The organism is Aquirufa sp. TARAVU-A1A (genome assembly GCF_054558675.1).
Genome location: NZ_JBPXKP010000004.1, coordinates 338168 through 362136, shown reverse-complemented (window position 1 = coordinate 362136; position 23969 = coordinate 338168). Strand labels below are relative to the sequence as shown.

The 23969-nt window shown below is 40.0% G+C and carries 28 protein-coding genes and 1 tRNA gene; 12 read left to right on the top strand and 17 right to left on the bottom strand.

The window, feature by feature from the left end; translation table 11 throughout:
* Positions 1–16: 16 nt before the first annotated feature.
* Genes V7S75_RS07915 through V7S75_RS07890 form a run of 6 tightly spaced genes read right to left on the bottom strand, consistent with a single transcriptional unit; the run spans position 17 to position 5977 of the window.
* Positions 17–229, bottom strand: a complete 213-nt coding sequence (locus V7S75_RS07915; protein ID WP_459512875.1) for a YgaP family membrane protein — start codon at positions 227–229, stop codon at positions 17–19.
* An 18-nt stretch (positions 230–247) separates the two neighbouring features.
* A complete protein-coding gene (locus V7S75_RS07910) occupies positions 248–985 on the bottom strand; it encodes a cbb3-type cytochrome c oxidase N-terminal domain-containing protein (RefSeq protein WP_459512873.1) in 738 nt (245 codons plus the stop codon).
* 33 nt (positions 986–1018) lie between these two features.
* A complete protein-coding gene (locus V7S75_RS07905; protein WP_459512871.1) occupies positions 1019–1177 on the bottom strand; it encodes a hypothetical protein in 159 nt (52 codons plus the stop codon).
* A gap of 4 nt (positions 1178–1181) precedes the next feature.
* Complete coding sequence (gene ccoN / locus V7S75_RS07900; RefSeq protein WP_459512869.1) at positions 1182–3305, bottom strand: cytochrome-c oxidase, cbb3-type subunit I; 2124 nt, start codon at positions 3303–3305, stop codon at positions 1182–1184.
* Between the two features lie 6 nt (positions 3306–3311).
* Positions 3312–3470: a cbb3-type cytochrome oxidase assembly protein CcoS gene (gene ccoS, locus V7S75_RS07895; RefSeq protein ID WP_459512867.1), complete on the bottom strand. Its 159-nt coding sequence runs from the start codon at positions 3468–3470 to the stop codon at positions 3312–3314.
* A 56-nt stretch (positions 3471–3526) separates the two neighbouring features.
* Entirely contained in the window at positions 3527–5977 is a 2451-nt protein-coding gene (locus V7S75_RS07890; RefSeq protein WP_459512866.1) for a heavy metal translocating P-type ATPase, read from the bottom strand.
* 139 nt (positions 5978–6116) lie between these two features.
* Here V7S75_RS07890 and V7S75_RS07885 point away from each other — a divergent pair, with 139 nt between their 5' ends.
* Positions 6117–6500: a cyclic nucleotide-binding domain-containing protein gene (locus tag V7S75_RS07885; RefSeq protein ID WP_459512865.1), complete on the top strand. Its 384-nt coding sequence runs from the start codon at positions 6117–6119 to the stop codon at positions 6498–6500.
* Positions 6501–6560: 60 nt separating this feature from the next.
* Here V7S75_RS07885 and V7S75_RS07880 read toward each other — a convergent pair whose 3' ends face one another.
* A complete protein-coding gene (locus V7S75_RS07880; protein WP_459512864.1) occupies positions 6561–7367 on the bottom strand; it encodes an SDR family oxidoreductase in 807 nt (268 codons plus the stop codon).
* A 91-nt stretch (positions 7368–7458) separates the two neighbouring features.
* Between V7S75_RS07880 and rlmD the strand changes: the two genes are divergently transcribed.
* Positions 7459–8877: a 23S rRNA (uracil(1939)-C(5))-methyltransferase RlmD gene (gene rlmD / locus V7S75_RS07875; RefSeq protein ID WP_459512862.1), complete on the top strand. Its 1419-nt coding sequence runs from the start codon at positions 7459–7461 to the stop codon at positions 8875–8877.
* Positions 8878–9075: 198 nt separating this feature from the next.
* Here the strand turns inward: rlmD and dnaB are convergent, their stop codons facing one another.
* Positions 9076–10605, bottom strand: a complete 1530-nt coding sequence (gene dnaB, locus V7S75_RS07870; RefSeq protein ID WP_459512860.1) for a replicative DNA helicase — start codon at positions 10603–10605, stop codon at positions 9076–9078.
* 179 nt (positions 10606–10784) lie between these two features.
* Here dnaB and V7S75_RS07865 point away from each other — a divergent pair, with 179 nt between their 5' ends.
* Genes V7S75_RS07865 through V7S75_RS07855 form a run of 3 tightly spaced genes read left to right on the top strand, consistent with a single transcriptional unit; the run spans position 10785 to position 13050 of the window.
* A complete protein-coding gene (locus tag V7S75_RS07865; protein WP_459512859.1) occupies positions 10785–11744 on the top strand; it encodes a PhoH family protein in 960 nt (319 codons plus the stop codon).
* Positions 11725–12171, top strand: a complete 447-nt coding sequence (locus tag V7S75_RS07860) for a GNAT family N-acetyltransferase (RefSeq protein WP_459512857.1) — start codon at positions 11725–11727, stop codon at positions 12169–12171. Before V7S75_RS07865 ends, V7S75_RS07860 begins: the two co-directional genes overlap by 20 nt.
* Positions 12172–12177: 6 nt before the next feature.
* Entirely contained in the window at positions 12178–13050 is an 873-nt protein-coding gene (locus V7S75_RS07855; RefSeq protein ID WP_459512855.1) for a pirin family protein, read from the top strand.
* A 64-nt stretch (positions 13051–13114) separates the two neighbouring features.
* Here V7S75_RS07855 and V7S75_RS07850 read toward each other — a convergent pair whose 3' ends face one another.
* Positions 13115–13525 carry a DUF3127 domain-containing protein gene (locus V7S75_RS07850; RefSeq protein ID WP_459512853.1) on the bottom strand — a complete coding sequence of 137 codons (411 nt, stop codon included), beginning with the start codon at positions 13523–13525 and terminating at the stop codon, positions 13115–13117.
* Positions 13526–13597: 72 nt separating this feature from the next.
* Here V7S75_RS07850 and V7S75_RS07845 point away from each other — a divergent pair.
* Together V7S75_RS07845 and trhO are read left to right on the top strand one after the other, a co-directional pair.
* A tRNA-Leu gene (locus V7S75_RS07845) sits at positions 13598–13681 on the top strand.
* A gap of 36 nt (positions 13682–13717) precedes the next feature.
* Complete coding sequence (trhO, locus tag V7S75_RS07840) at positions 13718–14707, top strand: oxygen-dependent tRNA uridine(34) hydroxylase TrhO (protein WP_459512898.1); 990 nt, start codon at positions 13718–13720, stop codon at positions 14705–14707.
* Between the two features lie 7 nt (positions 14708–14714).
* Here the strand turns inward: trhO and V7S75_RS07835 are convergent, their stop codons facing one another.
* Genes V7S75_RS07835 through V7S75_RS07825 form a run of 3 tightly spaced genes read right to left on the bottom strand, consistent with a single transcriptional unit; the run spans position 14715 to position 15827 of the window.
* Positions 14715–15047, bottom strand: coding sequence for an iron chaperone (locus tag V7S75_RS07835; protein WP_459512851.1), 333 nt, complete (start codon positions 15045–15047; stop codon positions 14715–14717).
* 4 nt (positions 15048–15051) lie between these two features.
* Positions 15052–15378: a DUF2834 domain-containing protein gene (locus V7S75_RS07830; protein ID WP_459512850.1), complete on the bottom strand. Its 327-nt coding sequence runs from the start codon at positions 15376–15378 to the stop codon at positions 15052–15054.
* Entirely contained in the window at positions 15375–15827 is a 453-nt protein-coding gene (locus V7S75_RS07825) for a GreA/GreB family elongation factor (protein ID WP_459512848.1), read from the bottom strand. The genes V7S75_RS07830 and V7S75_RS07825 overlap by 4 nt, the downstream gene beginning before the upstream one ends.
* A gap of 40 nt (positions 15828–15867) precedes the next feature.
* On the opposite strand from V7S75_RS07825, the gene V7S75_RS07820 reads away from it, so the two are divergent.
* A complete protein-coding gene (locus V7S75_RS07820) occupies positions 15868–16731 on the top strand; it encodes a nucleoside phosphorylase (protein WP_459512846.1) in 864 nt (287 codons plus the stop codon).
* Here the strand turns inward: V7S75_RS07820 and V7S75_RS07815 are convergent.
* Complete coding sequence (locus tag V7S75_RS07815; protein WP_459512844.1) at positions 16700–17197, bottom strand: GNAT family N-acetyltransferase; 498 nt, start codon at positions 17195–17197, stop codon at positions 16700–16702. The genes V7S75_RS07820 and V7S75_RS07815 overlap by 32 nt on opposite strands.
* A 51-nt stretch (positions 17198–17248) precedes the next feature.
* On the opposite strand from V7S75_RS07815, the gene surE reads away from it, so the two are divergent.
* Positions 17249–18016 carry a 5'/3'-nucleotidase SurE gene (gene surE / locus V7S75_RS07810; RefSeq protein WP_459512843.1) on the top strand — a complete coding sequence of 256 codons (768 nt, stop codon included), beginning with the start codon at positions 17249–17251 and terminating at the stop codon, positions 18014–18016.
* On the opposite strand, the gene V7S75_RS07805 is transcribed toward surE, so the two are convergent.
* A complete protein-coding gene (locus V7S75_RS07805) occupies positions 17987–18544 on the bottom strand; it encodes an NUDIX domain-containing protein (RefSeq protein ID WP_459512841.1) in 558 nt (185 codons plus the stop codon). The two genes, surE and V7S75_RS07805, sit on opposite strands and share 30 nt — an antisense overlap.
* 37 nt (positions 18545–18581) lie before the next feature.
* Between V7S75_RS07805 and V7S75_RS07800 the strand changes: the two genes are divergently transcribed.
* Positions 18582–19556, top strand: coding sequence for a cation diffusion facilitator family transporter (locus tag V7S75_RS07800; RefSeq protein WP_459512839.1), 975 nt, complete (start codon positions 18582–18584; stop codon positions 19554–19556).
* Here the strand turns inward: V7S75_RS07800 and V7S75_RS07795 are convergent.
* The 3 genes from V7S75_RS07795 to V7S75_RS07785 are packed head-to-tail and all read right to left on the bottom strand — an operon-like array spanning position 19553 to position 21331.
* Positions 19553–20242 carry an SDR family NAD(P)-dependent oxidoreductase gene (locus V7S75_RS07795; RefSeq protein WP_459512838.1) on the bottom strand — a complete coding sequence of 230 codons (690 nt, stop codon included), beginning with the start codon at positions 20240–20242 and terminating at the stop codon, positions 19553–19555. The two genes, V7S75_RS07800 and V7S75_RS07795, sit on opposite strands and share 4 nt — an antisense overlap.
* A 5-nt stretch (positions 20243–20247) precedes the next feature.
* Positions 20248–20949, bottom strand: coding sequence for a GTP cyclohydrolase I FolE (gene folE / locus V7S75_RS07790; protein ID WP_459512836.1), 702 nt, complete (start codon positions 20947–20949; stop codon positions 20248–20250).
* Positions 20909–21331 carry a 6-pyruvoyl trahydropterin synthase family protein gene (locus tag V7S75_RS07785; RefSeq protein ID WP_459512834.1) on the bottom strand — a complete coding sequence of 141 codons (423 nt, stop codon included), beginning with the start codon at positions 21329–21331 and terminating at the stop codon, positions 20909–20911. Before V7S75_RS07785 ends, folE begins: the two co-directional genes overlap by 41 nt.
* An 82-nt stretch (positions 21332–21413) precedes the next feature.
* Between V7S75_RS07785 and V7S75_RS07780 the strand changes: the two genes are divergently transcribed.
* Together V7S75_RS07780 and V7S75_RS07775 are read left to right on the top strand one after the other, a co-directional pair.
* Positions 21414–22766: a Gfo/Idh/MocA family protein gene (locus V7S75_RS07780; RefSeq protein ID WP_459512832.1), complete on the top strand. Its 1353-nt coding sequence runs from the start codon at positions 21414–21416 to the stop codon at positions 22764–22766.
* A gap of 4 nt (positions 22767–22770) precedes the next feature.
* A complete protein-coding gene (locus V7S75_RS07775; protein ID WP_459512831.1) occupies positions 22771–23967 on the top strand; it encodes a sugar MFS transporter in 1197 nt (398 codons plus the stop codon).
* Positions 23968–23969 lie beyond the last annotated feature (2 nt).

Sequence of the window (23969 nt, the reverse complement as noted above, 5' to 3'; positions counted from 1 at the left end):
GGACCTTTTTAAAATTTTAAAACGGAGATTTCTCTCGACAGGTGCTAATACCAAATGGCTTGTATAGCAAGCAAAAACGAAAAATACCTGTCGCGGCAATAACCAACGCAACGACATAGGTTGCCAAGCTCAAATTAGCTGGAATGATCTTTGCATAAGCAAGAATAGCAAGGCTGATCGCTAGCGCAAATCTGACAATACGATCCATTTTTCCTACGTTCTTTTTCATAATGCTATTGATTTAGGTTTATTTTACTTCTTCTCCTTGTGGTTCTTTGGCTCCAGGAGGATTTGTACCTTGTAATGTTAAAATATACGAGGCTACTTTTTGAATTTGCAAAGGATTTAAAGTCTTCTCCCAAGCAATCATCCCCTTCTCTGGAACGCCGTGCGTGATCGTTTTAAACAAATCCTTGATTCCGCCACCGTGAATCCAAAATTTATCAGTCAAGTTCGGACCTACGCCCCCTTGTCCCTTATCACCATGACAAGCTACGCAATTTGTCGAATAAATTTGTGAACCTTCTGTTAAATCTTTGGCTTCCTTAACCACGACCACATTGTCCTCATTCACAGAATTGGCAAATTGTTTCATATAAGCTTCCCGAACTTTCTCAGCTGCTGCAACTTCCGTCTTGTATTCCGTTTCTTGAATATTACCGTCTAGATAAACATGGTAATAAACACCATAAATTACTCCAGAGATAATTGTCATATAAAACAAATACATAAACCAAGGGGGCGTCGGGTTATCCAATTCCGCAATGCCATCATAGGTATGCTCCATGATTAAGTCACGCTCCTGTTCCAGTGGCTTTAATCCCTTGAACTTTTCCCACCAAGACAATTCTTCCTCTGCTGCTGCTTGAGGATTTTTGGATAATTTTTTCAATGCTGCATGAAGTTGCAATGTCACAACCAAAATGATGATCCCCGTCAAAAAGATCAAACTGATCAGCCATATTTCCATAAATGTAAAAGCCATATTATTCGATTTTAATTCTGTTGTCCGATTTCTTTATTTTTCAAATGGAAGGTTCTTCATCCGATCCACATGCTTGCGGTCCATCCAAAACATGTAGATACCCACCGCTGTGAAAAAAACCATAAAGGTCAATAAGGAGAATATCATATAGGAGTCTGCCCCTGGGATATTAGATATAAATTGCTTAAACATATCTTTATTTTTTAGCGATGTCAGTTCCTAATCGTTGTAAATAAGCGATCAAAGCAATAATTTCTTTGTCGGCCCCCACTTTAATCTTTTCTCCTGCCAAACGTGCTTGAATTTCCTTCGCCTGCTTATTCAAATCTGCCACAGCATGTTGAATTTGAGCCTCTGAATAGGGAACACCCAATTTTTTCATGGCATTCAATTTGTCCTGTGTCTGAGATGTATTTAAGCTTTGCTCATACAAAGCACCATAGGCCGGCATGATGGAACCTGGCGACATCGACTGAGGTTCACGCATGTGGTGATAATGCCAAGAATCTGGATATTTACCACCTTCACGATGCAAATCGGGCCCCGTACGCTTCGATCCCCACAAAAACGGATGATCATATACGAATTCACCTGATTTAGAGAATTCCCCATAGCGTTCCGTTTCCGAACGGAAGGGTCTGACCAATTGTGAGTGGCAACCCACACAACCCTCTCGGATGTAAATATCACGCCCCTCTAATTCTAAAGAAGTGTAAGGTTGTACAGCCTCAATCGTTGGGACATTTGATTTTACCATGAATGTTGGGATTAATTCGACCAAGGATCCAATTAAAATCATGATCAAAGACGCAACCAATAATTGAATCGGTTTGCGCTCAATCCAACGGTGCCAGTGTGCTCCTGCTTCCGGTTGTTCATCAATCGCTAAGGGTGCCGCTTCCGCCGCTTCATCAGCTAATAATGATCCCTGTGCCATGGTTTTGAATAAGTTGTAAGCCATGATAATAGCTCCAACCAAATATAAGGTTCCCCCAACAGCACGCATCATATGCATCGGCAAGATTTGTAAGGTAGTATCCAAGAAGTTACCGTATTGCAATGTTCCCTCCGCAGTAAATTGCTTCCACATCATCCCTTGCGTAAATCCTGAGATATACATCGGAATGGCATACAATGCGATACCAATCGTACCAATCCAGAAGTGCGTCTTCACTAATTTTTCAGAGAATAGTGTCGTTTGGAAAATGCGAGGAACCAACCAGTATAACATCGCAAAAGTTAAGAATCCATTCCAACCCAAAGCTCCCACGTGAACGTGTGCTACAATCCAGTCGGTAAAGTGCGCAATCGCATTAATGTTTTTTAAGCTCAACATCGGCCCCTCGAAAGTAGCCATACCGTAGCAGGTAATTCCCACAACCATGAATTTCAAGATCGTATTTTCACGTACTTGATCCCATGCACCACGTAATGTTAACAAGCCATTAATCATACCTCCCCATGATGGAGCGATCAACATAATCGAGAAAACTACACCTAATGATTGGGCCCAATCCGGTAAGCTCGAATACAATAAATGGTGAGGTCCCGCCCAGATGTAGATAAAGATCAAAGCCCAGAAGTGAAGAATTGATAAGCGATAAGAATACACAGGACGATTCGCCATTTTGGGTAAGAAATAATACATCAAGCCCAAGAATGGTGTGGTTAAGAAAAAGGCAACTGCATTGTGGCCATACCACCACTGAATCAAAGCATCCTGCACACCCGCATAAACATAATATGACTTAAATGTCGAAATAGGCAATTGCATCGAATTCGTCAAATGCAAAACGGCAACCGTAATAAAGGTTGCGATATAGAACCAAATGGCAACATATAAATGACGCTCTCTTCTTTTGAAAATGGTTCCAAACATATTTACACCAAAAGTCACCCAAATCAGCGTAATCGCAATATCAATAGGCCATTCTAATTCAGCATACTCATGTGATGTCGTAATACCTAAAGGCAATGTTATCGCCGCAGATACAATGATTAATTGCCAACCCCAGAAATGGAGATTTGATAAGAAATCACTGAACATGCGTGCTTTTAATAATCGCTGCAATGAATAGTAGACACCCGCAAAAATGGCATTCCCTACAAAAGCAAAAATAACCGCATTCGTATGTAATGGACGAATGCGACCGAATGAGCCATATTGTGTAATGTTAGCCGCAGGTTCAAAGAGTTGGGTGGCGATGATTACGCCGACCAACATACCTACGATACCCCAAATGATCGTAGCAATGGCAAAGTTTCGAACGATCTTATTGTCATAAGAAAACTGTTCTAACGTGGTAGTATTTGTGCTCATAAGCGTTTATTTGTTGTTTTTGTACTCTTTATCTTCCAATAAAATACGCATACTCGGTGTCACTAAATCATCTTGTTGGCCCGTGCGTATCGACCAAATAAAGGCAACTAAAAATCCAATGGCCATCAGTAAACTCAATCCAATCATGACATACATTATTTCCATGTTTACCTTATTTATCGTGTCAAAATTCAACTAATCTGCTGAATTAAATAATGACCTTAGTCACCTTTTCGTTTTGCTAAATATGATTTTAATCTTTTCCCTTTCAGATTCATGCCTATATTGGCAATGAGCAACATACTTAATGAGTTTACGGGCATAAGTATCGCTGCAATTAAGGGGGATAAGGTTCCTTGGATAGCATAACTTAATCCAAACATGTTGTATACCAATGAGAGGATAAAGCTGGCTTTAATGAGGGTTAATCCGAATTTGGCAAATTTCAGAAATACGGGTAAATGAATTAACTGTTTTCCTTGAAGGATGGCATCACTGGATGGGGTAAAATGCAGGTGATCTTCTGAAATAGCGATCCCCACATGAGCTTGTTTTAATGCCCCGGCATCATTCAAGCCATCTCCTACCATGGCTACTTTCTTCCCCTGTGCTTGTAATTTCTGTATGAAATTCATCTTATCTAATGGGCTGCATTCAAATTGGTATTGTGTTTCCTCAGGAAACCAATCTAGTAATGTACCAGCATGATTTTTTTTATCGCCAGATAATAAATAAACCTCATAATTAGCCTGCAAAGCATGAAGCATATATTCAACCCCCTCGCGGTTTTGCCAAGGAAATTCGATATATCCGATAGGCTCATCCCCGATTCGAATGAATAATTGACTTTCCGACCGAATGAAATCTTGCTGTTGCTCAAGTGCATGTCCCGTGAACCGTGCATGTCCCACTTGATATTTTATGCCTTGACTTAATGCTTCGATCCCCTTTCCCGGAATTTCTACCATGGAATCTAAAGGCTCTGTGCTGATCATATTTTCAGCACAGAAATGTTGGGTCAATTGTCTTGATAAAGGATGCGTTGACTGGTTAACCATGGAGAATAGGATACGCGTCTCCCAAGGATTTAAATCTCTTAATAAGCGGAATTTAGGTTTTTCGTCTTGATGTAAAGTTAAGGTTCCCGTTTTATCAAAGACGATGGCATCTATTTGGGACATCCGTTCGAAAGCTTGAATATCCTTAACAAAGAAATTGAATTTCGCCATCCATCGAATACCATGTCCTAATGCGAATGGATAAGAAATAGCCAAAGCACATGGACAAGCTATGACCAATACACTGACAACAGCATTTTGCCATTTGCTAGGGTCATGTTGGAACCAATACACTCCAACTGCTGCCGCAAGACTCAATAAAATAACGGTAAAATAGGCCCCGACGGTATTGGCAAAATTTTCCCAATTCTCTGTTTTATGGTTGGGGTCTTTAAAAGCCTGTTGTTCCCATAATTGGGTGAGATGACTTTGGTTTAATGCTTTTTTGATTTCAATCTCAATCAATTCCCCTTGATGTCTTCCCCCCGCATACATCGAGTTGCCAGGTTCTAAGGTAATATATTCACTTTCACCAGTGACAAAACTATAATCCATTTGACTTTTACCCTTAATTAATATAGCATCTGCCGGTATAATTTCTTGATTTCGAATAATGAGGTGATCGCCTACTTGAATTTCCTCCAAAGGGCATGTTTGCTCCTTGCCTTGGATTAGTTTGCTGATTACTAAAGGAAAGTAGGCTTTGTAATTCCGTTCGAAAGAAAGAAAATCAAAGGATTTTTGTTGGAACCACTTTCCAATTAAAAGGAAAAATAATAGGCCCGAAACCGAATCAATATACCCCGCGCCTGTATGGGAGAAAACCTCATAAACACTCCTTAAATAACCTACGAGTATACCCAATAAGATCGGTAGCTCGATTGTCAACTTTTTTAATTTCAAATGTGACCAAACATTTTTAAAATAATCCGAACCCGAATAAAATACAGCGATGCTACCTAAGGCGATATTGATATATCCAAACAAGCTTTTTAAACTTCCTGACTCAATTCCTAAATACTCTGGAAAACTAAATAACATCGCATTACCAGCACAAAATCCAGCAATGCCCAATTTTAAAAACAATTGATTTTGTTGGCTTGAGAGCTTCTTTTGTTGGGCCTGCTCCTCTCCTGAATCAATCAAAGGCTCATATCCCAGACGGGCCAATAAGCTAGCTAAACTACCTAGGTCAATTTGGTCCTCTGTAAACCAAACCGTTAATTCCTTCTTGCCAAAATTTAGATTTGATTTCACCACGGCTGGCTCTATTCTTGCTAAATTTTCTAATAGATATAGGCAAGAGCGGCAATGGATTGCAGGTAAATGAAAATGTACTTTGGAAATCCCTTTATTCGAAAAACTAATTAATTGATCTCGGAAATGGGGATGATTTAGGAAATCGAAATTTTGGGCCGATGGAGCTTTGCCAGGATTAATGTCGCATGTATAGTAATCACCTAATGCATTTTCGGAAAGTAACTTATAAACCTGCTCACATCCATGACAACAAAAGGACTTTTCGTCGTATTGAATGATTTCGTCCTCACAGGTTTCTCCACAATGAAAGCAGGATGCTATAGATGCTACCGAAGGACTTTCTAACTCAATCATATAATTCCAATGTGTTAACAAGACAAAGGTGTACTAATTATTGCTCAATTAAGGTGACAAAATACACCTGATAACATGATGATTGTCATAATTCTTGTTGATATAAGCCCCTACTTTTGAGGAGTCAAAATGACAAGGCATGAAACAATTGTTGGAAACTGAAAAAAAGATATTGGCGAGTGGTATCGAGATAAAGTATCTCGCTAATGAGTTTTTGTTCCGGCAAGGTCAAAAAGCTGAGTTTGTATTTTACTTACAATGTGGTTCTGTTTTACTAGAATGGCCGCATGAAAATAAGCGCTTAGAATTAAATAACAAGCCTATTTTCATCGGAATTGATGAAGCAATTCATGGGAGTAAATATGGATGCACGGCGTTGACTACCCAAGAATCAAAATTTCTCGTGTTTGAAAGAGCCTATTTCAATCAATTGATTACTGAATTTGACCATGCAATCGATTATTTCGATTCGATGATGTTGGAGTTTACTAGCCAACTCGATTTGCAGACCGTCAAAGTATAAATATAGAGTGGTAAGTTAAATGGGTTTAAGCACCTGCTGGATATTGTCTGGCAGGGCTTTTTATGTTAAAGGACTATCTTTTTCCTTTTTAAGTGTATTATAGACCAATTTATCCATCAAATTATTAACCCATTTGTTTAAAAATACGGTCAATTTGCCCTGAAAGGTTAATACTAAAGTTTTCTTTTTAGCCTCATAAGCTTTTCGAATTTCGAAAGCGACTTCTTCTGCCGACATCATTTTGTCCTCCTCCCTCATTGTTTCCCCAGTAATACTTCCATCACCCGTTAAAGATGCATTTCGAATATTAGATGCCGTAAATCCTGGACAAGCCGTTAACACATGAACGCCCGTACCAATCAATTCAGTGCGCAAAGCCTCTAAAAATCCATTCATTGCGAATTTTGAAGCGGAATACCCCGTACGAACGGGTAAACCTCGATACCCCGCAATCGATGAGATACCAATAATGCCACCTTTACGCTGTTTTAAATAAGGCAAAGCTGCGTGTGTCGCATAAACTGTTCCCCAGAAATTTATGTCCATGACCTGTTTCAGAACTTGAAGGTCGACGGTCTCAAACATCGATCGCATCGATATGCCCGCATTATTAATTAATAGGTCGATTCTGCCAAATCGATCGACCACCTCTTTTATCATCTTTCGAGTTTGTTCCTCAGAGCTACTATCACAAACAATAGCATGTTCTTGGATGTTAGCCGCTTGTAATTCTGCCGCAGCTTCGTTCAACTTTGATTGATTTCGGCCAGTAATAACAATGATGGCACCTTGTCTTCCATATTCAAACGCTAATGCTTTGCCAATACCCGAACTAGCTCCTGTGATGATAACAACTTGATTCTTCATGTAAATTAATTTGCTTACGAAGTTAAGGTTTTATCTTGAATTGGTTGGCTTGCCCACATAAAGCCGTATTTTTGTGCACATTTTTAGCAGCATGAGTAAGAAGAAAGAAAAGAAAGCCCCAGTGGTGTTGGAACAAATCGCCATTTTGGATTTTGCCGCGGAGGCGAAATGTATAGCCAAAGTGAACGATGAAGTAATTTTTGTGCAAGGTGCGGTGGCTCCGGGTGATATCGCCGACTTGCGTATTTTAAAGTCGAAGAAAAGCTTTAAACAAGCGCAAGCAATCAATATTCAACCACTTTCTAAACATCGTACCGAGGTTGCATGTAGTCATTTTGGGATTTGCGGAGGCTGTAAATGGCAGCATGTTTCTTATGAAGCTCAAACGGCATTTAAGGCCCAACAGGTTAAAGATAATTTGACGCGTATCGCGAAGGTGAAATTGCCTGAATTTCAACCCATTCTTGGTTCAGAAGAGACATATTATTACAGAAATAAATTAGAATTTACATTTTCTTGCGCGCGTTGGCTCACAGAAGATGAAATTGGTAAAGAAGATTTAGGCAACATGAATGCCTTGGGATTTCATGTTCCCGGTCGTTTTGATAAGATTTTACCCGTGGATCATTGTTTCCTACAACCAGATCCATCGAATTCGATTCGAAATGGTATGCGTGATTTTGCCAATGCGAATGGTATCTCATATTATGAATTGAAAAACCAACAAGAGGGCGCTTTGCGTAATTTGATTATTCGGAATACCGTTACCGACGAATGGATGGTCACTGTTCAATTCGCCTATGCAACAGAGGAAGAAATTAAATTGGTCATGGAATATTTGAAATCGTCATTTCCTATGATTACATCGCTAAACTATGTCATTAACCAAAAAGGGAACGATACTTTCCACGATTTAGAAGTTGTCTGCTACCATGGCAAACCATTCATGGTTGAAACGATGGAAGATTTGAAATTTCAAATTGGCCCTAAATCCTTCTTCCAAACAAATGCCAAACAAGCCTTGAAATTATACCAGTTGGTGCGCGAATACGCCGACCTCCAAGGCAATGAGGTTGTATATGACTTATACACAGGAACGGGAACCATTGGTCTTTTTCTTGCCAAACATGCAACTAAAGTTGTGGGATTAGAATATGTGGAGATGGCCGTAGAAGATGCAAAAATTAATGCCGAATTAAATGGGATTACAAATGCAACTTTCTTTGCTGGCGATATGAAAAAGGTGTTAACAGAAGCGTTCATCGCGATTCATGGTGCACCGGATGTTATCATCACTGACCCACCACGTGCGGGAATGGATTTGGATGTAGTCAATCAAATCCTTGCCGTAAAACCGAAGAAAATCGTTTATGTAAGTTGTAATCCAGCTACGCAAGCCCGCGATTTAGCTTTATTGGATGTAGCCTATGAGGTGGATGTCGTTCACCCGGTAGATATGTTCCCACAGACGCATCATGTGGAGAATATTGTTAGACTTAAATTGAGGTAGTTTTGTAGAGACGCGATACTTGGCTACTATTGGACGTTAGACATTGGACTTTAGACTTTAGCTAATATTAAATGGCGTTATATTTAAATAAATAGACGCGAAGTATCGCGTCTCTACAAAATCACAAGGACTAACGTCTAAAGTCTAACGTCCAACGTCTAACGTCTAAAGTCTAAAGTCCAACGTCTAATGTCTAATTTAAAAAGGGCTATTCAATGGATCAAAATCCTGCTCCGGAGGTAAATTCATCTTACTTCCTTTGAATACAGCATCTCCTCCACCCTGTTCAAAATTGGATGTTTGGTCACCTAGATTACTTAAGTTAAAGCTTTCGCCTCCCTCAGCACCACCAAACGGTTGGAAATCCAAATCGCAATATTTCGTGAATTTACCAATGAACTTCAACCAAACGCTGTCCAAAGAACCGGAACGGTTTTTGGCCATAATAATCTCTCCCATGCCCGCTAATGAATTTCCGTTTTCATCGGCAGTAATTTGATAGTATTCCGGACGGTAAATGAACATAACCTGATCGGCATCTTGCTCAATGGCTCCCGATTCACGAAGGTCAGATAACTGCGGTTTCTTATTTCCACCACGTGTTTCCGTCGAACGGTTCAACTGCGAAAGTGCAATGACCGGTACATCAAGTTCTTTGGCTAATTGCTTCAAGGCTCGCGAGATTTGTGCGATTTCTTGTTCACGATTACCGCTTGCTCCCTTGCCACCATTATCTCCAGTCATCAACTGCAAGTAGTCAATGACAATTAATTTAATGTCTTTTTGGGCCTTTAAACGACGGCATTTCGCACGAAGTTCAAGAATTGATAAGGCAGGCGTATCATCAACGAAGATTGGAGCCTCATATAAACGCTTGATTTTCGTATGTAATTGTTGCCACTCATGTGGTTCTAATTTTCCTTTACGAATCTTTTCTGCCTCAATTTCAGCTTCTGCTGAAATGATACGATTGACCAATTGCACAGCACTCATCTCCAGCGAGAATAAGGCAACAGCATGGCCCCACTCAACGGCAGCGTTCCGACAAGCCGAAACGACAAAGGCCGTTTTACCCATACCGGGACGTGCTGCGATGATGATTAATTCTTGTTTTTGCCAACCGGATGTCAAACGATCCAAATCTGTGAAACCAGACGGAACTCCAGTCATACCACTTTTTTGTTGTTGCTTCTCCTCTAATTCCGCAACGGCTTTTAAGAGGATGTCCGACATACTTTCGTAGTTCTTACGAATATTGGATTCAGCGATCGTAAATAACTCCTGTTCCATGCGGTCCAAAATTTGGAACACGTCCGTCGTATCTTCATACGATAAACGTTGGATTTCCGAGGAAACATGGATTAATTGGCGCTTGATGTATTGCTCAATGATGATACGTGCATGGAATTCAACGTTTGAGGTCGAACTAACTCGAGAAGTTAATTGAGCTAAATAGGCAGTTCCTCCTGCCTTTTCTAAATCTCCAGTGGACTTTAAATGGTTGTTAACCGTTAATAAATCAACCGGTTGGGATTGCTGAAATAGCGCCTGAATGGCTGCGAAAATTTTGGTATGCGCTTCCTTGTAAAAACTATCCGGTTTAAGTAATTCGATCACATTCGCCAAAGGCTCTTTTTCAAGCATCAATGCGCCTAATAAAGCTTCTTCCAAATCAACAGCCTGAGGAGGTAATTTACCTAAACCTAAATCACTTAGCCGCTGTGGCATATTTGACCGATTTGAGCTATTTATCCCCTGTTTGCCCTTGTTGAAAGTTTGCGATGTGTTATTCGAATCCATAAGTACAATTTTACAATTTTTTATCAAAAATATCACCTTGTTGGTGAGATAAAATTTCAATCTTTCTCTATTTTAGTACTTTCATTCCACATTAAAATCTTGCCTACTTGTTAGAGAAAATTATTTCCTTGTCGGACATCTCCCTAATTGAATTTTTAGGGGTTTCGAATTCCAATTTTCAGCTTTTGACTGAAGCTTTTCCGCAAACTAAAATCATTTCACGCGGTGACCAATTAATCATTCGTGGTTCTGATGATCAAATGGCCTTGGTCGAGGCGATCGTAAATCAATGTATTAACCATTTGAATAAGCACAATGCTTTTACGGCTGTTCACATGAAGGCTTACATTGAGTCTATTTTGAATCCTACAGGGGAAGAAATAGAGACTCCATGGGTGGAAGATAAAGATGTGCTTTTGTTCGGAAATAAGGGGATTGTGATCAAGGCCAAAACGCCTAACCAACGCAAGCTGGTTGACGCTGCAGCTAGCAATGACATCGTTTTTGCAATTGGACCAGCGGGAACAGGAAAAACGTATACAGCTGTTGCGCTAGCAGTTAAAGCCTTAAAAAATAAAGAAGTAAAGAAGATTATAATTACTAGACCGGCAGTAGAGGCTGGTGAAAATTTAGGCTTTCTACCTGGGGATCTAAAAGAAAAAATTGACCCTTATTTAAGACCGATTTATGATGCTTTGGACGATATGATTCCAGCGGAGAAATTGAAATTCTATTTAGAAAATCGGACGATTGAAATTGCTCCTTTGGCGTATATGCGAGGAAGAACGTTGAATAAGGCATTTATACTATTGGATGAGGCGCAAAATACAACTTCTATGCAAATGAAGATGTTTTTAACTCGGATGGGCATCCAATCGAAAACGATTATTACGGGCGATAAATCGCAAGTCGACTTACCCAAAAATCAAACCTCTGGTTTGGGTGAAGCTGAACGTATTTTAGGAGGAATTAACGGAATCGCTTTTGTTGAGTTGGACGGTTCAGATGTCGTTCGTCACCGTTTGGTTCGTAAAATCATTGAAGCTTATGGAAAGCAAGACAAGTAAAATCATTCAGGCTGATTCAGATGCGCTCATCGCAGCTGTATTTGGTATACGAACAGAAGTATTTGTTCATGAACAAAAATGCTTGCCTTCCGAAGAGTTTGATGAATTGGATGCGCAAGCAATTCATTTTTTATTGTTTGACAATCAGCGTCCTGTTTCCACCGGACGTATACGTAAAACGAATAAAGGAATCAAAATTGAACGCATAGCTACCTTGAAGGACTCTCGAGGAAAAGGTTTTGCGAGTGAAATGATCCGACATTTAATTCAAGAAGCTCAGCAACGCTATCCGGAGCAAACATATTTCTATTTACATGCTCAGGTGGATGTGATGCCCTTGTATCGTTCATTAGGCTTTGAACCTTATGGGGGAACTTTTATCGAAGCCGATATTGTTCATCAAGCCATGGAACTTCATTTAAACTAAATTCAAATGGCTATCAAAGCAATTGAGGCAGTATATCCTCCTGGCCCCGCACATTTTGTTGGGGATGGTTTCCGAGTACATAATTTTATACCGAGTCGGCATGGTTTAGACATGCATCGCATGACTCCATTTATCATGATGGATTATGGAGCCAAATTTCATTTTCCTCCATCTGATTCATTGAAAGGTGTAGGTGTACATCCGCATAGAGGATTTGAGACAGTCACGATTGCCTATAAAGGCCGCGTGGCGCATCATGATAGTGCCGGAGGTGGCGGTATCATAGGTGAAGGTGATGTACAATGGATGACGGCGGCTTCAGGTGTATTACACAAAGAATACCACGAAGAGTCCTTCAGTAAAACGGGTGGTGATTTTCAAATGGTGCAACTGTGGGTGAATTTACCTGCCAAAGATAAAATGTCGGCCCCCAAATACCAGGCGATTGAAAATGCGAGTATTCCTAAAGTACCTATTGAAAATGGTTATGTGGAAGTTATTGCGGGTGAATTTCAAGGTACGAAAGGCAAGGCTTCAACTTTCACCCCTGTGCATCTATTTAATGCACATTTGCAATCCGGAGGTAAAGCGGAATTCTCTTTCCCTGCGGACTATAATACTTGTATAATCGTTGTTGAAGGAGAAATTCAAATCAATGATGCTGATGAGCATGTGCCTGTCGATCATTTTGTGCTCTTCGAAAATGAAGGCGAAACCTTTCACATCGAAGCAACTGAGCATTCCAAAATTTTAATCCTGAGCGGCGAACCTATCCGTGAACCGATTGCTTCACATGGTCCTTTTGTGATGAATACCCGTCAAGAAATCATGCAAGCTTTTCATGATTTTGAGGCTGGGAAATTTGGAGAATTAGATTAAAATTAAGAAAGCTGCATTTTGCAGCTTTCTTAATTTCCAACGTCTAAAGTCTAAAGACCAAGGACTAGAATGGCAAATCATCCCCACTCTCCGCCGCTAATGGAGGAAAGTTGTTAGCTGGAGCCGCGCTCGTAGGTGCTGCTGCTGGAGCTGAAGGAGCCCAACCTGCATTGTCTTGTGCTGGAGCTGGTGCTGCAGCGCCAGAACGATCTAAACGGTAAGCACGGATTTCCGTGTACCAGCGCTCATTATATTCTCTTGATTCCACATTGAATTGCACTTTCACGATTTCACCTTCTTGGATAGGTGCTAAATCTTGGGTCTTATCGCCCCATACCGACATGCAAACTTTTTTAGGATATTGATCTTGTGTCTCTAAAACAAACTCTTGTTTGATCCAGTTTGTTCCGTTTCTGCCTGTTCCCGTAACCTCAGACATTTTCTTAATAAGTTTTCCGCTTAGTTCTAAAGCCATTACTTGATAATTTTGATATGATTGAATTGTTGGCAAGTAAGTAAATATTTGGTAATTTTACTAACCGTTTTTGGCGATGTGGTGAAATTGGTAGACACGCTACTTTGAGGTGGTAGTGCCGCTTTAGGTATGGGAGTTCGAATCTCCCCATCGTCACGAAATTTTTTGTTTAATCTGTAAATCATGTTGAAGATGAAGCCTTACAGTGTATTACTTTACTATAACTATACTCCTATTCCTAATCCTGAGGAGTATCGTGTCAAACATCACCTTTTTTGCATCGAAAACAATCTGCTTGGCCGTGTCATCGTGGCTGCCGAAGGTTTAAATGGTACTGTTTCGGGATTGAAAGCCGACTGTGATGCTTACATGTCTTGGTTAGAACAGGATCCCATTTTTGCAGGTACCGATTTTGATTTCAAAGTTGAATCTTCCGAAACTCACACGTTCAATAAACTTCATGTTCGCGTGAAAGCAGAAATCGTGCACTCAGACCTTCCTGTTGACCCTCGAGTGAAAACAGGTAAACACCTCAAACCTAAAGAATTCAAGGAAATGTTGAAAAACGATCCCGATGTCGTTTTGGTAGACATGCGTTCCAATTATGAACATGAATTAGGTCGTTTTAAAGGTGCTTACACCTTTGACATGGAAAACCTGCGCGATTTGCCGAATCACGTGCAAGAAATCGAACACCTAAAAGGTAAAAAGGTCATTACCTATTGTACGGGTGGTATCAAGTGTGAAAAGGCCTCAGCCTATTTATTGGATCAAGGATTTGAAAATGTCTATCAATTACACGGTGGAATCATCAAATATGGCCTAGAAGAAGGCGGAGAGGATTTTGATGGATCATGTTATGTATTCGATAATCGCGTGGCAACTCCGGTTAATTCAGTGAATCCAGAGGTGATTTCCAAATGCCATGTGTGTAATGAACGCTCTGATCACATGGTCAATTGTGCAAATCCGGAATGCAATGAGCATTTAGCAATTTGTCCAACTTGCCTAAAGGAAATGGAAGGAGCTTGTTCTAAGGAATGCAAAAAACATCCTCGCAAACGTCCTTACAACGAAAAGGGATATTATTCTAAAAACTCGGTGGGTTACTCGCCGGAACTAGGTTTTAAATCCTTTGGTAGAAATGAAAAAATCGAAAAGAAAAAAATGGCTCAATCTTGAGCCATTTTTATTTACTGACTTCTTCCACACGAAAACGTGTGATATCCTTGATTAATTCAATTGGCATGGGTAAATGATAAGGGAACTTAACTGCCCCTTTGGATCCCTCATAGGCATTTAATCGTTCTTGAAAAACGACTAATGGTTTTGGTGTCGGATAAAATCCCAAGTGATTATTCCACGCAGCAAAGTGAACTAAATTCTTCTTGTATTTAAACGTAGGCATCCCATAGGCCATCGTTTCCTCGGTACCTTCCGGTACGACTGAACGAATTGCATCACGCACCTCGCGCAAGATTTTCTGTGTGGCTTCAGGAAATGTATTGATGTATTCTTCCATAATTTTAAGCTAATTGTCGATGTCTAACGAATAGAAAAAAGGGAAAAGCAAATGCAAACCCAATTAAAACGGTAGCGGCTAAATATAGGTAAAGGTATTTCATTTTAATTCGAATACCTTCCACCAACATAAATAAAGTCCCTGCGATGGCACCTGTCCAAAAATCGAAGGTCAAACTTTTGGCATATGGATTTGATGTCCATGTACTTTGGATGAAATTCATTACATCAAATTGACCATGGTTCGCTTGCATGCCGATAAATACATAATAGGCCGTGATTGATCCACCTATGATTGAAAGGACTAAATAAAGGTAATGTGCATTTTTCATGATAGTAGTTTAATGTTTATTTGACGACCTCGTAATTCGACAGTATCTCCTACCCTTTTTCCCATCAATAAGGCTCCTAGGGGTGATTCGGGTGAAATAACATAGATGGTTTCTGAAGCGATCTGCATCGACCCCATCCCAATGGCCATGTAATAGATTTCAAAATTTGTCTCGATTAAGGAGCCTTGTGTAACAAAATCAGTGGATTTAAGTGGATCCAAGACTTTTAATTTCAATAGTTGTTGTTGGGACATATCCACGCTCGCGCTCAATTTATCCATTTCGCGTTGCATCATTTCACGTCCCGTTTCATACTTATCTCCTGCACTACTTTTCGTATCTGAGTCCCGTGATTCTTTTGCAAGACCCCAATCGTGTTTGGCTTGTTGAATCTGGACTTCCAATTGCTCCATGAGCTTTTTGTGTATTTCTTTTTTGTTACAATTCATGTGAAGGATATGAAATCGAAAATTATCGATAATTTCGCGAATGACCTATTTCTCACCCACCGACTTAATTATTAATCCCGACGGGAGTTCTTATCATTTGGCTATTCGGCCAGATCAAGTGACTGATCAAATTATATTAGTTGGAGATCCAGATCGTGTACCTAAAGTATCCCAGTATTTTGATCGAATCGATGCGAAAATACATAAGAGGGAGTTTGTGAGTCATTTTGGAGAATTAAAAGGCAAACGAATCGGTGTCATTTCTTCTGGTATTGGTGCGGATAATGTTGAAATTGTTTTGAATGAATTAGATGCACTCGTCAACATCGATTTTGAAACGCGTCTTGAAAAAGCGACAAAAAAAACCTTAGAATTTATTCGGATTGGTACTTCAGGAAGTATTCAAGCAAGTATACCCGTTGATTCGTTCTTGGTTTCCGATGCTGCGATTGGATTTGATAATTTAGCACAGTTTTATGGCTTTACGGGTGAAAATATGTTGGAAGCTGATGTATTAACCCAATGGGGAAATTTAATTCATTATCCAATCCCACTTTATGGCGCCAAAGCGAGTTCAAAACTTCTGAATAAATTCGCTACTATCCCATTTCATGGCTATACGCTCACAGCACCAGGTTTTTATGCTCCACAAGGCAGAACTGTTCGAATGAAATCTTTGTTACCCAATTTCTTGCAGGATGTTTCCGCACAGCCATTTCAGGGAAATTTAATAACCAATATCGAAATGGAAACGGCAGCTTATTATGCATTTGCTTCATCCATGGGACATGACATGATTTCATTGAATGCGATTTTAGCTAACCGAATTACACATGAATTTTCAAGCAATCCAGAAGCTCAAATTCAAGCGCTTATTGAGTTGGCGCTAAATTCAATTGCATAACATAATCATCCATCACATAGCCATTCCCGATGTCTAAAACCATTTCTTTGGCCCGAATGAAACCTAGTTTTTCATAAAATTGAACCGCTGAATTGTATTTGTTTACATTTAATTCAACATGCTTCACTCCTGCCTGTACGGCATGCTGTTTTACAAACTCAATGATTTGCCTGCCTGTACCTTTTGATTTTTGGTCAGGATCCAAATAGATTTTATGCAATTTCATTCGATCGGGTTCCGTTATTTCAAATGAAAAATAACCGAGAGGTTGCTGTGCATCAACTACCAAATAAAAGGCTATCGAAGAATTCATTTGTTTCTTTAGCACTTCACTCGAATACATCATGTCCAACATGTACAAGGTCTGTTCCTCAGATAAAATATGACCGTAGGTTGGGCGCCAAGCTTTTTCAGCGATTTGTTGGATCACAGGAATATCGGAAATGTCGGCTTTTCGGAATTGCATAGGCTAAATTTGTGCGTTCAAATTTGTAAATTGCTTACAAATATACAATCTATGAAGCCACTTATTTTAATTGCCAACGATGATTCTATTTCTTCCAAAGGAATTCGGGTCTTAACCGAAATTATGTCAGAAATGGGTGAAGTAGTCGTAATCGCACCCGATACACATCAGTCGGGCATGGGCCACGCCATCACCATGGGTGTTCCTTTGCGTGTGACTGAAACGCATGATTTTGGACCGAACGTCAAGTCTTATAAATGTTCAGGCACCCCAGCAGATTGCGTGAAAATAGGAAAGCACTTGATTTTAAAAGATCGAAACATCGATTTAGTTGTATCTGGAATCAACCATGGTTCTAATGCTTCTATATCTGTTTTGTATTCTGGAACGATGTCGGCTGCCATTGAAGCAGCCATGGAGGGCATTCCGGCAATTGGTTTTTCATTATGCGATTTCAAATCGGATGCAGATTTTAGCCATTGCCATGATTATATTATTAAGATAAGCCAACAAGTGTTAGTGCATGGTTTACCCAAAGGATTGACATTAAATGTAAACTTCCCTGCTAAATCAAATGTCGCACCTAAAGGAATTAAAGTAGTAAAGCAAGCCGATGCGGTATATCGAGAACGTTTTGCTGAACGCAAAGACCCTTATGGCCAATCTTACTATTGGATGGACGGTGATATCGAGCATTTTGATAAAGGCAATAATACTGACTTAGACGCTTTGGAGGAAAATTATGTCAGTATCGTTCCAATCAAATACGATCTAACCGACTACGATGAATTAAAGGAGATGCAATCCTGGGACCTTTAAAGCATAGGTTAATAAAGTCGAAATCGATAATACATCCTTTATTTCCCCGTTGAGTGCCATTCGGATGGCATCTTGAACGGGGATTTTTTTTATTTGCAATTGTTCCGTGTCTTCTGGTTCTGATTCAGTGAATTGTAAGTTGGTCGCCAAAAACATGATCGCTTTTTCATCCGTTACCGAATTCGACAAATAATTTTCTCCTAATAGAGTCCATTGTGACGCCATTAACCCCGTTTCTTCTTTGAGTTCACGTTTCGCCGCATTTAAGGGTGATTCATTTTGGCACCCACCTTCCGGTAACTCCCAGGAATAGGCATTGATGGTGTAGCGATATTGGCCAACTAAATATGTGTTTCCTTCGTCGTCGATAGGTAAAATGGCAATCGCTTGATTTTTGAAATGTACTTTACCATAAATTCCAGGTTCGCCATTCGGTTTAATGACATCATGATGCTCTACACGGATCCAATCGTTTTCGTATGGCGTACTGATTTGTATTGTTTTCCAAGGGTTTGCTTCCTGTTCCATCCAACAAAAATACTATCTTTGTTAAGATTTTACGCGCATGAAACAAAGGCTTATTATTTTTTCGTTTGTATTGAGTTTGCTCATCATGGCAGCGAAGTTTTATGCCTATTACTTGAGTGGATCCACAGCTATATTAACAGATGCTTTAGAATCCATCATCAATGTGGTGGCAGCAGCCTTTGCCTATTATTCCGTCTATCTAGCTTCCTTACCCCGCGATTTAAACCACCCTTATGGACATGGTAAAATTGAATTTTTTGCCTCTGGTTTAGAAGGTGTACTTATTTTATTGGCATCTGCTTACATATTTTTACATGCATCCCAACATTTAATTTCCACACCCGCATTAACGCGCTTAGATCTAGGCATGTATGTTTCCTTAGGGTCTGCTTTAATGAATGGCCTAATAGGTTTTTATTTAGTGCGTGTAGGTAAATCTTCTCATTCACCAGCGCTTATTGCTGATGGGAAACATTTGACTTTAGACGCTTACAATGGCCTTTTAATCGTTCTTGCTTTAGGTATTACTTTTTTTACCCAATGGATTTGGGTAGATGCGGTGGCTTCCATTGTATTTGCCCTGTTGATGTGTTGGCAAGGTATCCGACTGATTCGAGAATCGGTTGCGGCCTTGATGGACGAGACAAATCCAGCCGTGTTTAATAAGGTGATTGATTGGATTACCCAACATCAAAAAGCCACTTGGATTGATCTACACAATTTACGAATTCAACAATATGGTGGTGATTTACACATTGATTGCCATTTGACCCTGCCGCGCTATTGGGATTTGAGCCGAGTGCATGATGAAATCCATGACTTCGAAGTGACCATGGGGCGTGTCTTACCTACAGAAATAGAGATTTTCGTACATGTAGACCCATGTCTAGATGCCTGTTGTTCACATTGTGAAATAGCAGATTGCCCGATTCGTACAATGGAATTTTCTAAGAAAATTGAATGGACTGCCAAAAACATGGCCATGAATCAAAAGCACTTCAACGAGCTTTAAGCTGGTTTTAAGCTACCCATTCCTCCATCAACGCCGATAATTTGACCTGTAATCCAAGTGTTTTCAGGGGCTAATAAAAAGGCTGTTAAGTTTGCGACGTCGCTCGACTCTCCTACCCGACCTAATGGATGACGTTTTCCTCCCGCTTCAATCTTTTCTGGACTATTTAATAAGCCTGAAGCCAAGGGTGTGTTCGTTAAGGATGGTGCGATTGCATTCACACGAATTTGTTGGCTTGCTAATTCAGCAGCCAATGAGCGTGTTAATCCTTCAATTGCTCCTTTCGAACTTGCAATGGACGCATGAAAGCCCATACCTGTCTGAACAGCAACTGTACTGTACATGACGATTGATCCGCCTCCATTCAGTTTAAGATTGGGTAAATAGGTTTGAATGGTTTTGATGGCGCCCAAAACATTGAGTTGGAAATCAGCTTTGAAATCCTCTTGACTTAAACGGTGAAAGGGTTTTAATACAATGCTCCCTGGGCTATAAACGATACCCGAAACGCTGCCCTCTATAGTTGGTAAAGCATCGTCGGATCTAGCATCCCACGTGTAATTCTCCTCACAGGCTGAATTTGCAGTCCGAGCGATGTTGATAACTTGATGTCCTTCACTGATAAGTTTCGCTGCAGTAGCTTCACCAATTCCATGGCTTGCGCCTACAATGATATATTTTCCCACGTTTATTAGCTATGAAGTGAATCTAAAAACTCACGCTTGGTTGTTTCTTCCTGGAACTTTCCACCGTAGTAGGAAGTAATTGTAGATGTTGCATCATCTTTAACACCGCGCGAAGAAACACATAAGTGTTTTGCGTCGATGAATACCGCAACGTGCTCGGTCTTCAATACCTTTTGCAAGTATTTTGCAATTTGCATTGTTAAACGCTCTTGAACTTGAGGTCGTTTAGCAAAATATTGTACGATCCGATTTAATTTAGATAAGCCAATCACCTGCCCCGAAGAAATGTATGCAATGTGCGTACGTCCCACGATAGGTACGAAGTGATGTTCGCAATTCGAATAAAAACTGATGTTTTTCTCGATTAGCATTTCATTGTAGCCAAATTTATTTTCAAACAAGGCAATCTGAGGCTCATTGGCAGGATTTAATCCACTAAATATTTCTTCCACGTACATTTTGGCAACACGCTTAGGCGTACCGCGAAGAGAATCATCCGTTAAGTCTAAGCCTAAGGTCAACATGATCTCACGGAAGTGGGATTCAATTTTAGCAATCTTTTCTGCATCAGAAAGAACAAAGGCATCCTCCCTCATCGGTGTTTCGATCGAGGTGGCTACGTGATTGTCTCCTATTTCTTCGTCGGTCAACAAGAAACGGTCTGTATCAATTAGCAGGGAATTCAACGAAATTTCTTTCTGTTTCATACAATTTGATTTTAATATCTAATTCAGTGGCAATATTGGGTCTTAACTTATTATAAATTACAATAGCAATGTTTTCTGCTGTTGGATTTAAATTAGCGAACTCAGGTACATCTAAATTTAAATTTCGATGATCAAATTTCTTACAAACTTCACGTTGTACTAAATCTGACAAAACCTTCGTATCAATGACATAACCCGTTTCTGGATTAATTGTTCCAGTAACTTGAATAATTAATTCATAATTATGTCCGTGATAGTTCGGATTGTTGCATAAACCGAATATTTCTTTGTTTTTTTCATCACTCCAAGCGGCATTATGTAACCGATGGGCAGCGTTGAAATGTTCTTTCCGGAATATACTTACTTTAGGTTGCTCGCTCATTTTTTTCTTAAACGTGTAAATTTACAAGAGTAATTTCATTAAATTTCAATTTCAACAACTAATAACCTATTTAATCAGACTTATGAAGCGAAGAAATTTTATCGCTAAATCACTCATCTATTCCTCCGGAGCAGCAATCTTGCCCCATTTAGGTCATTCACAAGATGTAGAACAAACGAAAGTACGATTAGGTTTCATCGGCGTCGGGCTGCGTGGAAGAAATCATTTAGAAATGGCCTTGTATCGTGACGATGTTGAAGTGGTTGCTATTTGTGATATTGATCCTCAGGCGATTCAAATAGCGCAAAAGATGATTGCCGACAATGGGCGTAAACCTGCTGTTGCTTATCAGAAAGGAGATCATGATTTTGAAAACCTAGCAAAACGTGCTGATATCGATGGTGTTGTGATTGCAACGCCATGGGAATGGCATGTGCCTATGGCTTTGGAAGTTATGAAACAAGGTAAATATGCGGGTGTGGAGGTTTCTGCAACGGTAACCTTGCAAGAATCTTGGGATTTAGTCAATATGTACGAAAAAACAGGGTCACATTGTATGATTCTGGAAAACGTATGTTACCGTCGGGATGTAATGGCAACCCTCAATATGGTTCGTCAAGGTATGTTTGGATCTCTTTCTCATGTACAATGTGGATATCAGCACGATTTACGTGAAGTGAAATTTAATGATGGCAAACAAGCCTATGGTGGTGGTGTGGAATTTGGGGAGAAAGGTTTTTCTGAGGCCAAATGGCGTACCCAACATTCCATCGATCGAAATGGAGATTTATATCCTACGCATGGCTTAGGACCTGTTGCAGAAATGTTAAACATTAACCGAGGAAATCAATTTGCCTATTTGACGTCGATGGCTTCTCCAGCGATGGGATTACATCAATATATCGAGGAAAAAGGGGGTAAAGATCATCCGAATGCGAAGGTCAACTTCAAATGTGGAGATGTGGTCCAAACCATGATTAAGTGTCATAATGGAGAAACCATTTTAATTACGCATGATACGAATTTACCTCGACCTTATTCCTTAGGTTTCCGCGTGCAAGGAACCAAAGGTATTTGGATGGATGATAATAAATCCATTTACTTGGAAGGAGTTTCCGCAAAACCACATCGCTGGAAGGATTTCAAACCTTACCAAGAAAAATACGACCACCCATTATGGAAAGCGCACGCTGCCGACGCAGAAAATGCGGGACATGGAGGAATTGACTATTTTGTGTTAAGAGCTTTTATCGAGTCTGTGAAGGCAAAAGTTGCACCACCGATCGATGTGTATGATGCCGCTGCCTGGTCGGCGATATCTCCACTCTCCGAAGAGTCGATTGCGAAGGGCTCCGCTCCTATTCAAATACCAGATTTCACTCGTGGAAAATGGAAAACAAACAAACCAATTTTTGCTTTAAACGATCAATACTAAACCTATGACTAACACGAAACAATCCAATGGCCCTTTAATCATGATCGGAATACTCTTTTTTGTATTCGGTTTTGTGACTTGGGTCAATTCCGTTTTAATTGCTTTTTTTAAGGAGGCATTTCAATTGAATAACTTTCAATCTTTACTCGTTACATCGGCATTCTTTATTTCCTATTTCGTTATGGCAATCCCATCTTCTTGGGTTTTAGCTAAAACGGGTTTTAAAAATGGAATGTCATTCGGTCTTTTGGCCATGGCAGTGGGTACCTTATTATTCATTCCAGCAGCGAAAGCTGAAAACTATCCTTTGTTTTTATTAGGACTTTTTGTGATTGGTACGGGTTTGGCACTTCTACAAACAGCATCGAATCCTTATGTAACCATTTTGGGGCCATCAGAATCAGCCGCGCAACGGATTTCCGTGATGGGTATTTGTAATAAAGTGGCTGGGATATTAAGCCAAGTAATTTTTGGAGGATTATTATTATCCTCCGCTGCCGGACCGGCTAACCTAGCAACGGTTATTATGCCTTACGGAATCATGACGGTTATTCTGGTTGCCTTAGCTTTATGGGTTCGCTTATCCAGTTTGCCCGAGGTAGAGGCAGAGGAGTCGGCAGAGGAAGCCTTAGCTTCTAAATCGAGTGTTTGGGCTTATCCGAATTTAGTGCTGGGTCTTATCGCCTTTTTCCTTTATGTGGGAGTGGAAGTGATGGCGGGTGATACCATTATCAATTATGGTGTTTCCAAGGGATTTAGTATGGATGTTGCCAAATCATTCACAAGCTACACGCTATATGGCATGTTGGCTGGATACGTCGTAGGTATCTTGTTTATTCCCAAGTATTTAAGCCAACAAAAAGCCTTGAATTACTCGGCTATTTTGGGAATATTGTTTTCTATCGGTGCCGTTGTCTTAGATGGTTATTTATCGGTTTTATCGATCGCTTTGTTGGGAATTGCGAATGCTTTGATGTGGCCAGCATTATGGCCATTAGCCATTCAGGGCTTAGGTAAATTCACGAAAATAGGTTCTGCGCTCATTATTATGATGATTTCAGGTGGAGCTTTAGTTCCATTGGTTTACGGTTCGATTGCTGATCGTTTAGGTGATACACAGTTAGCTTATGTGATTATGATTCCTTGCTATTTATTTATCCTTTTTTATGCAACAATTGGGCATAAAAAGAGTTCTTGGTAATA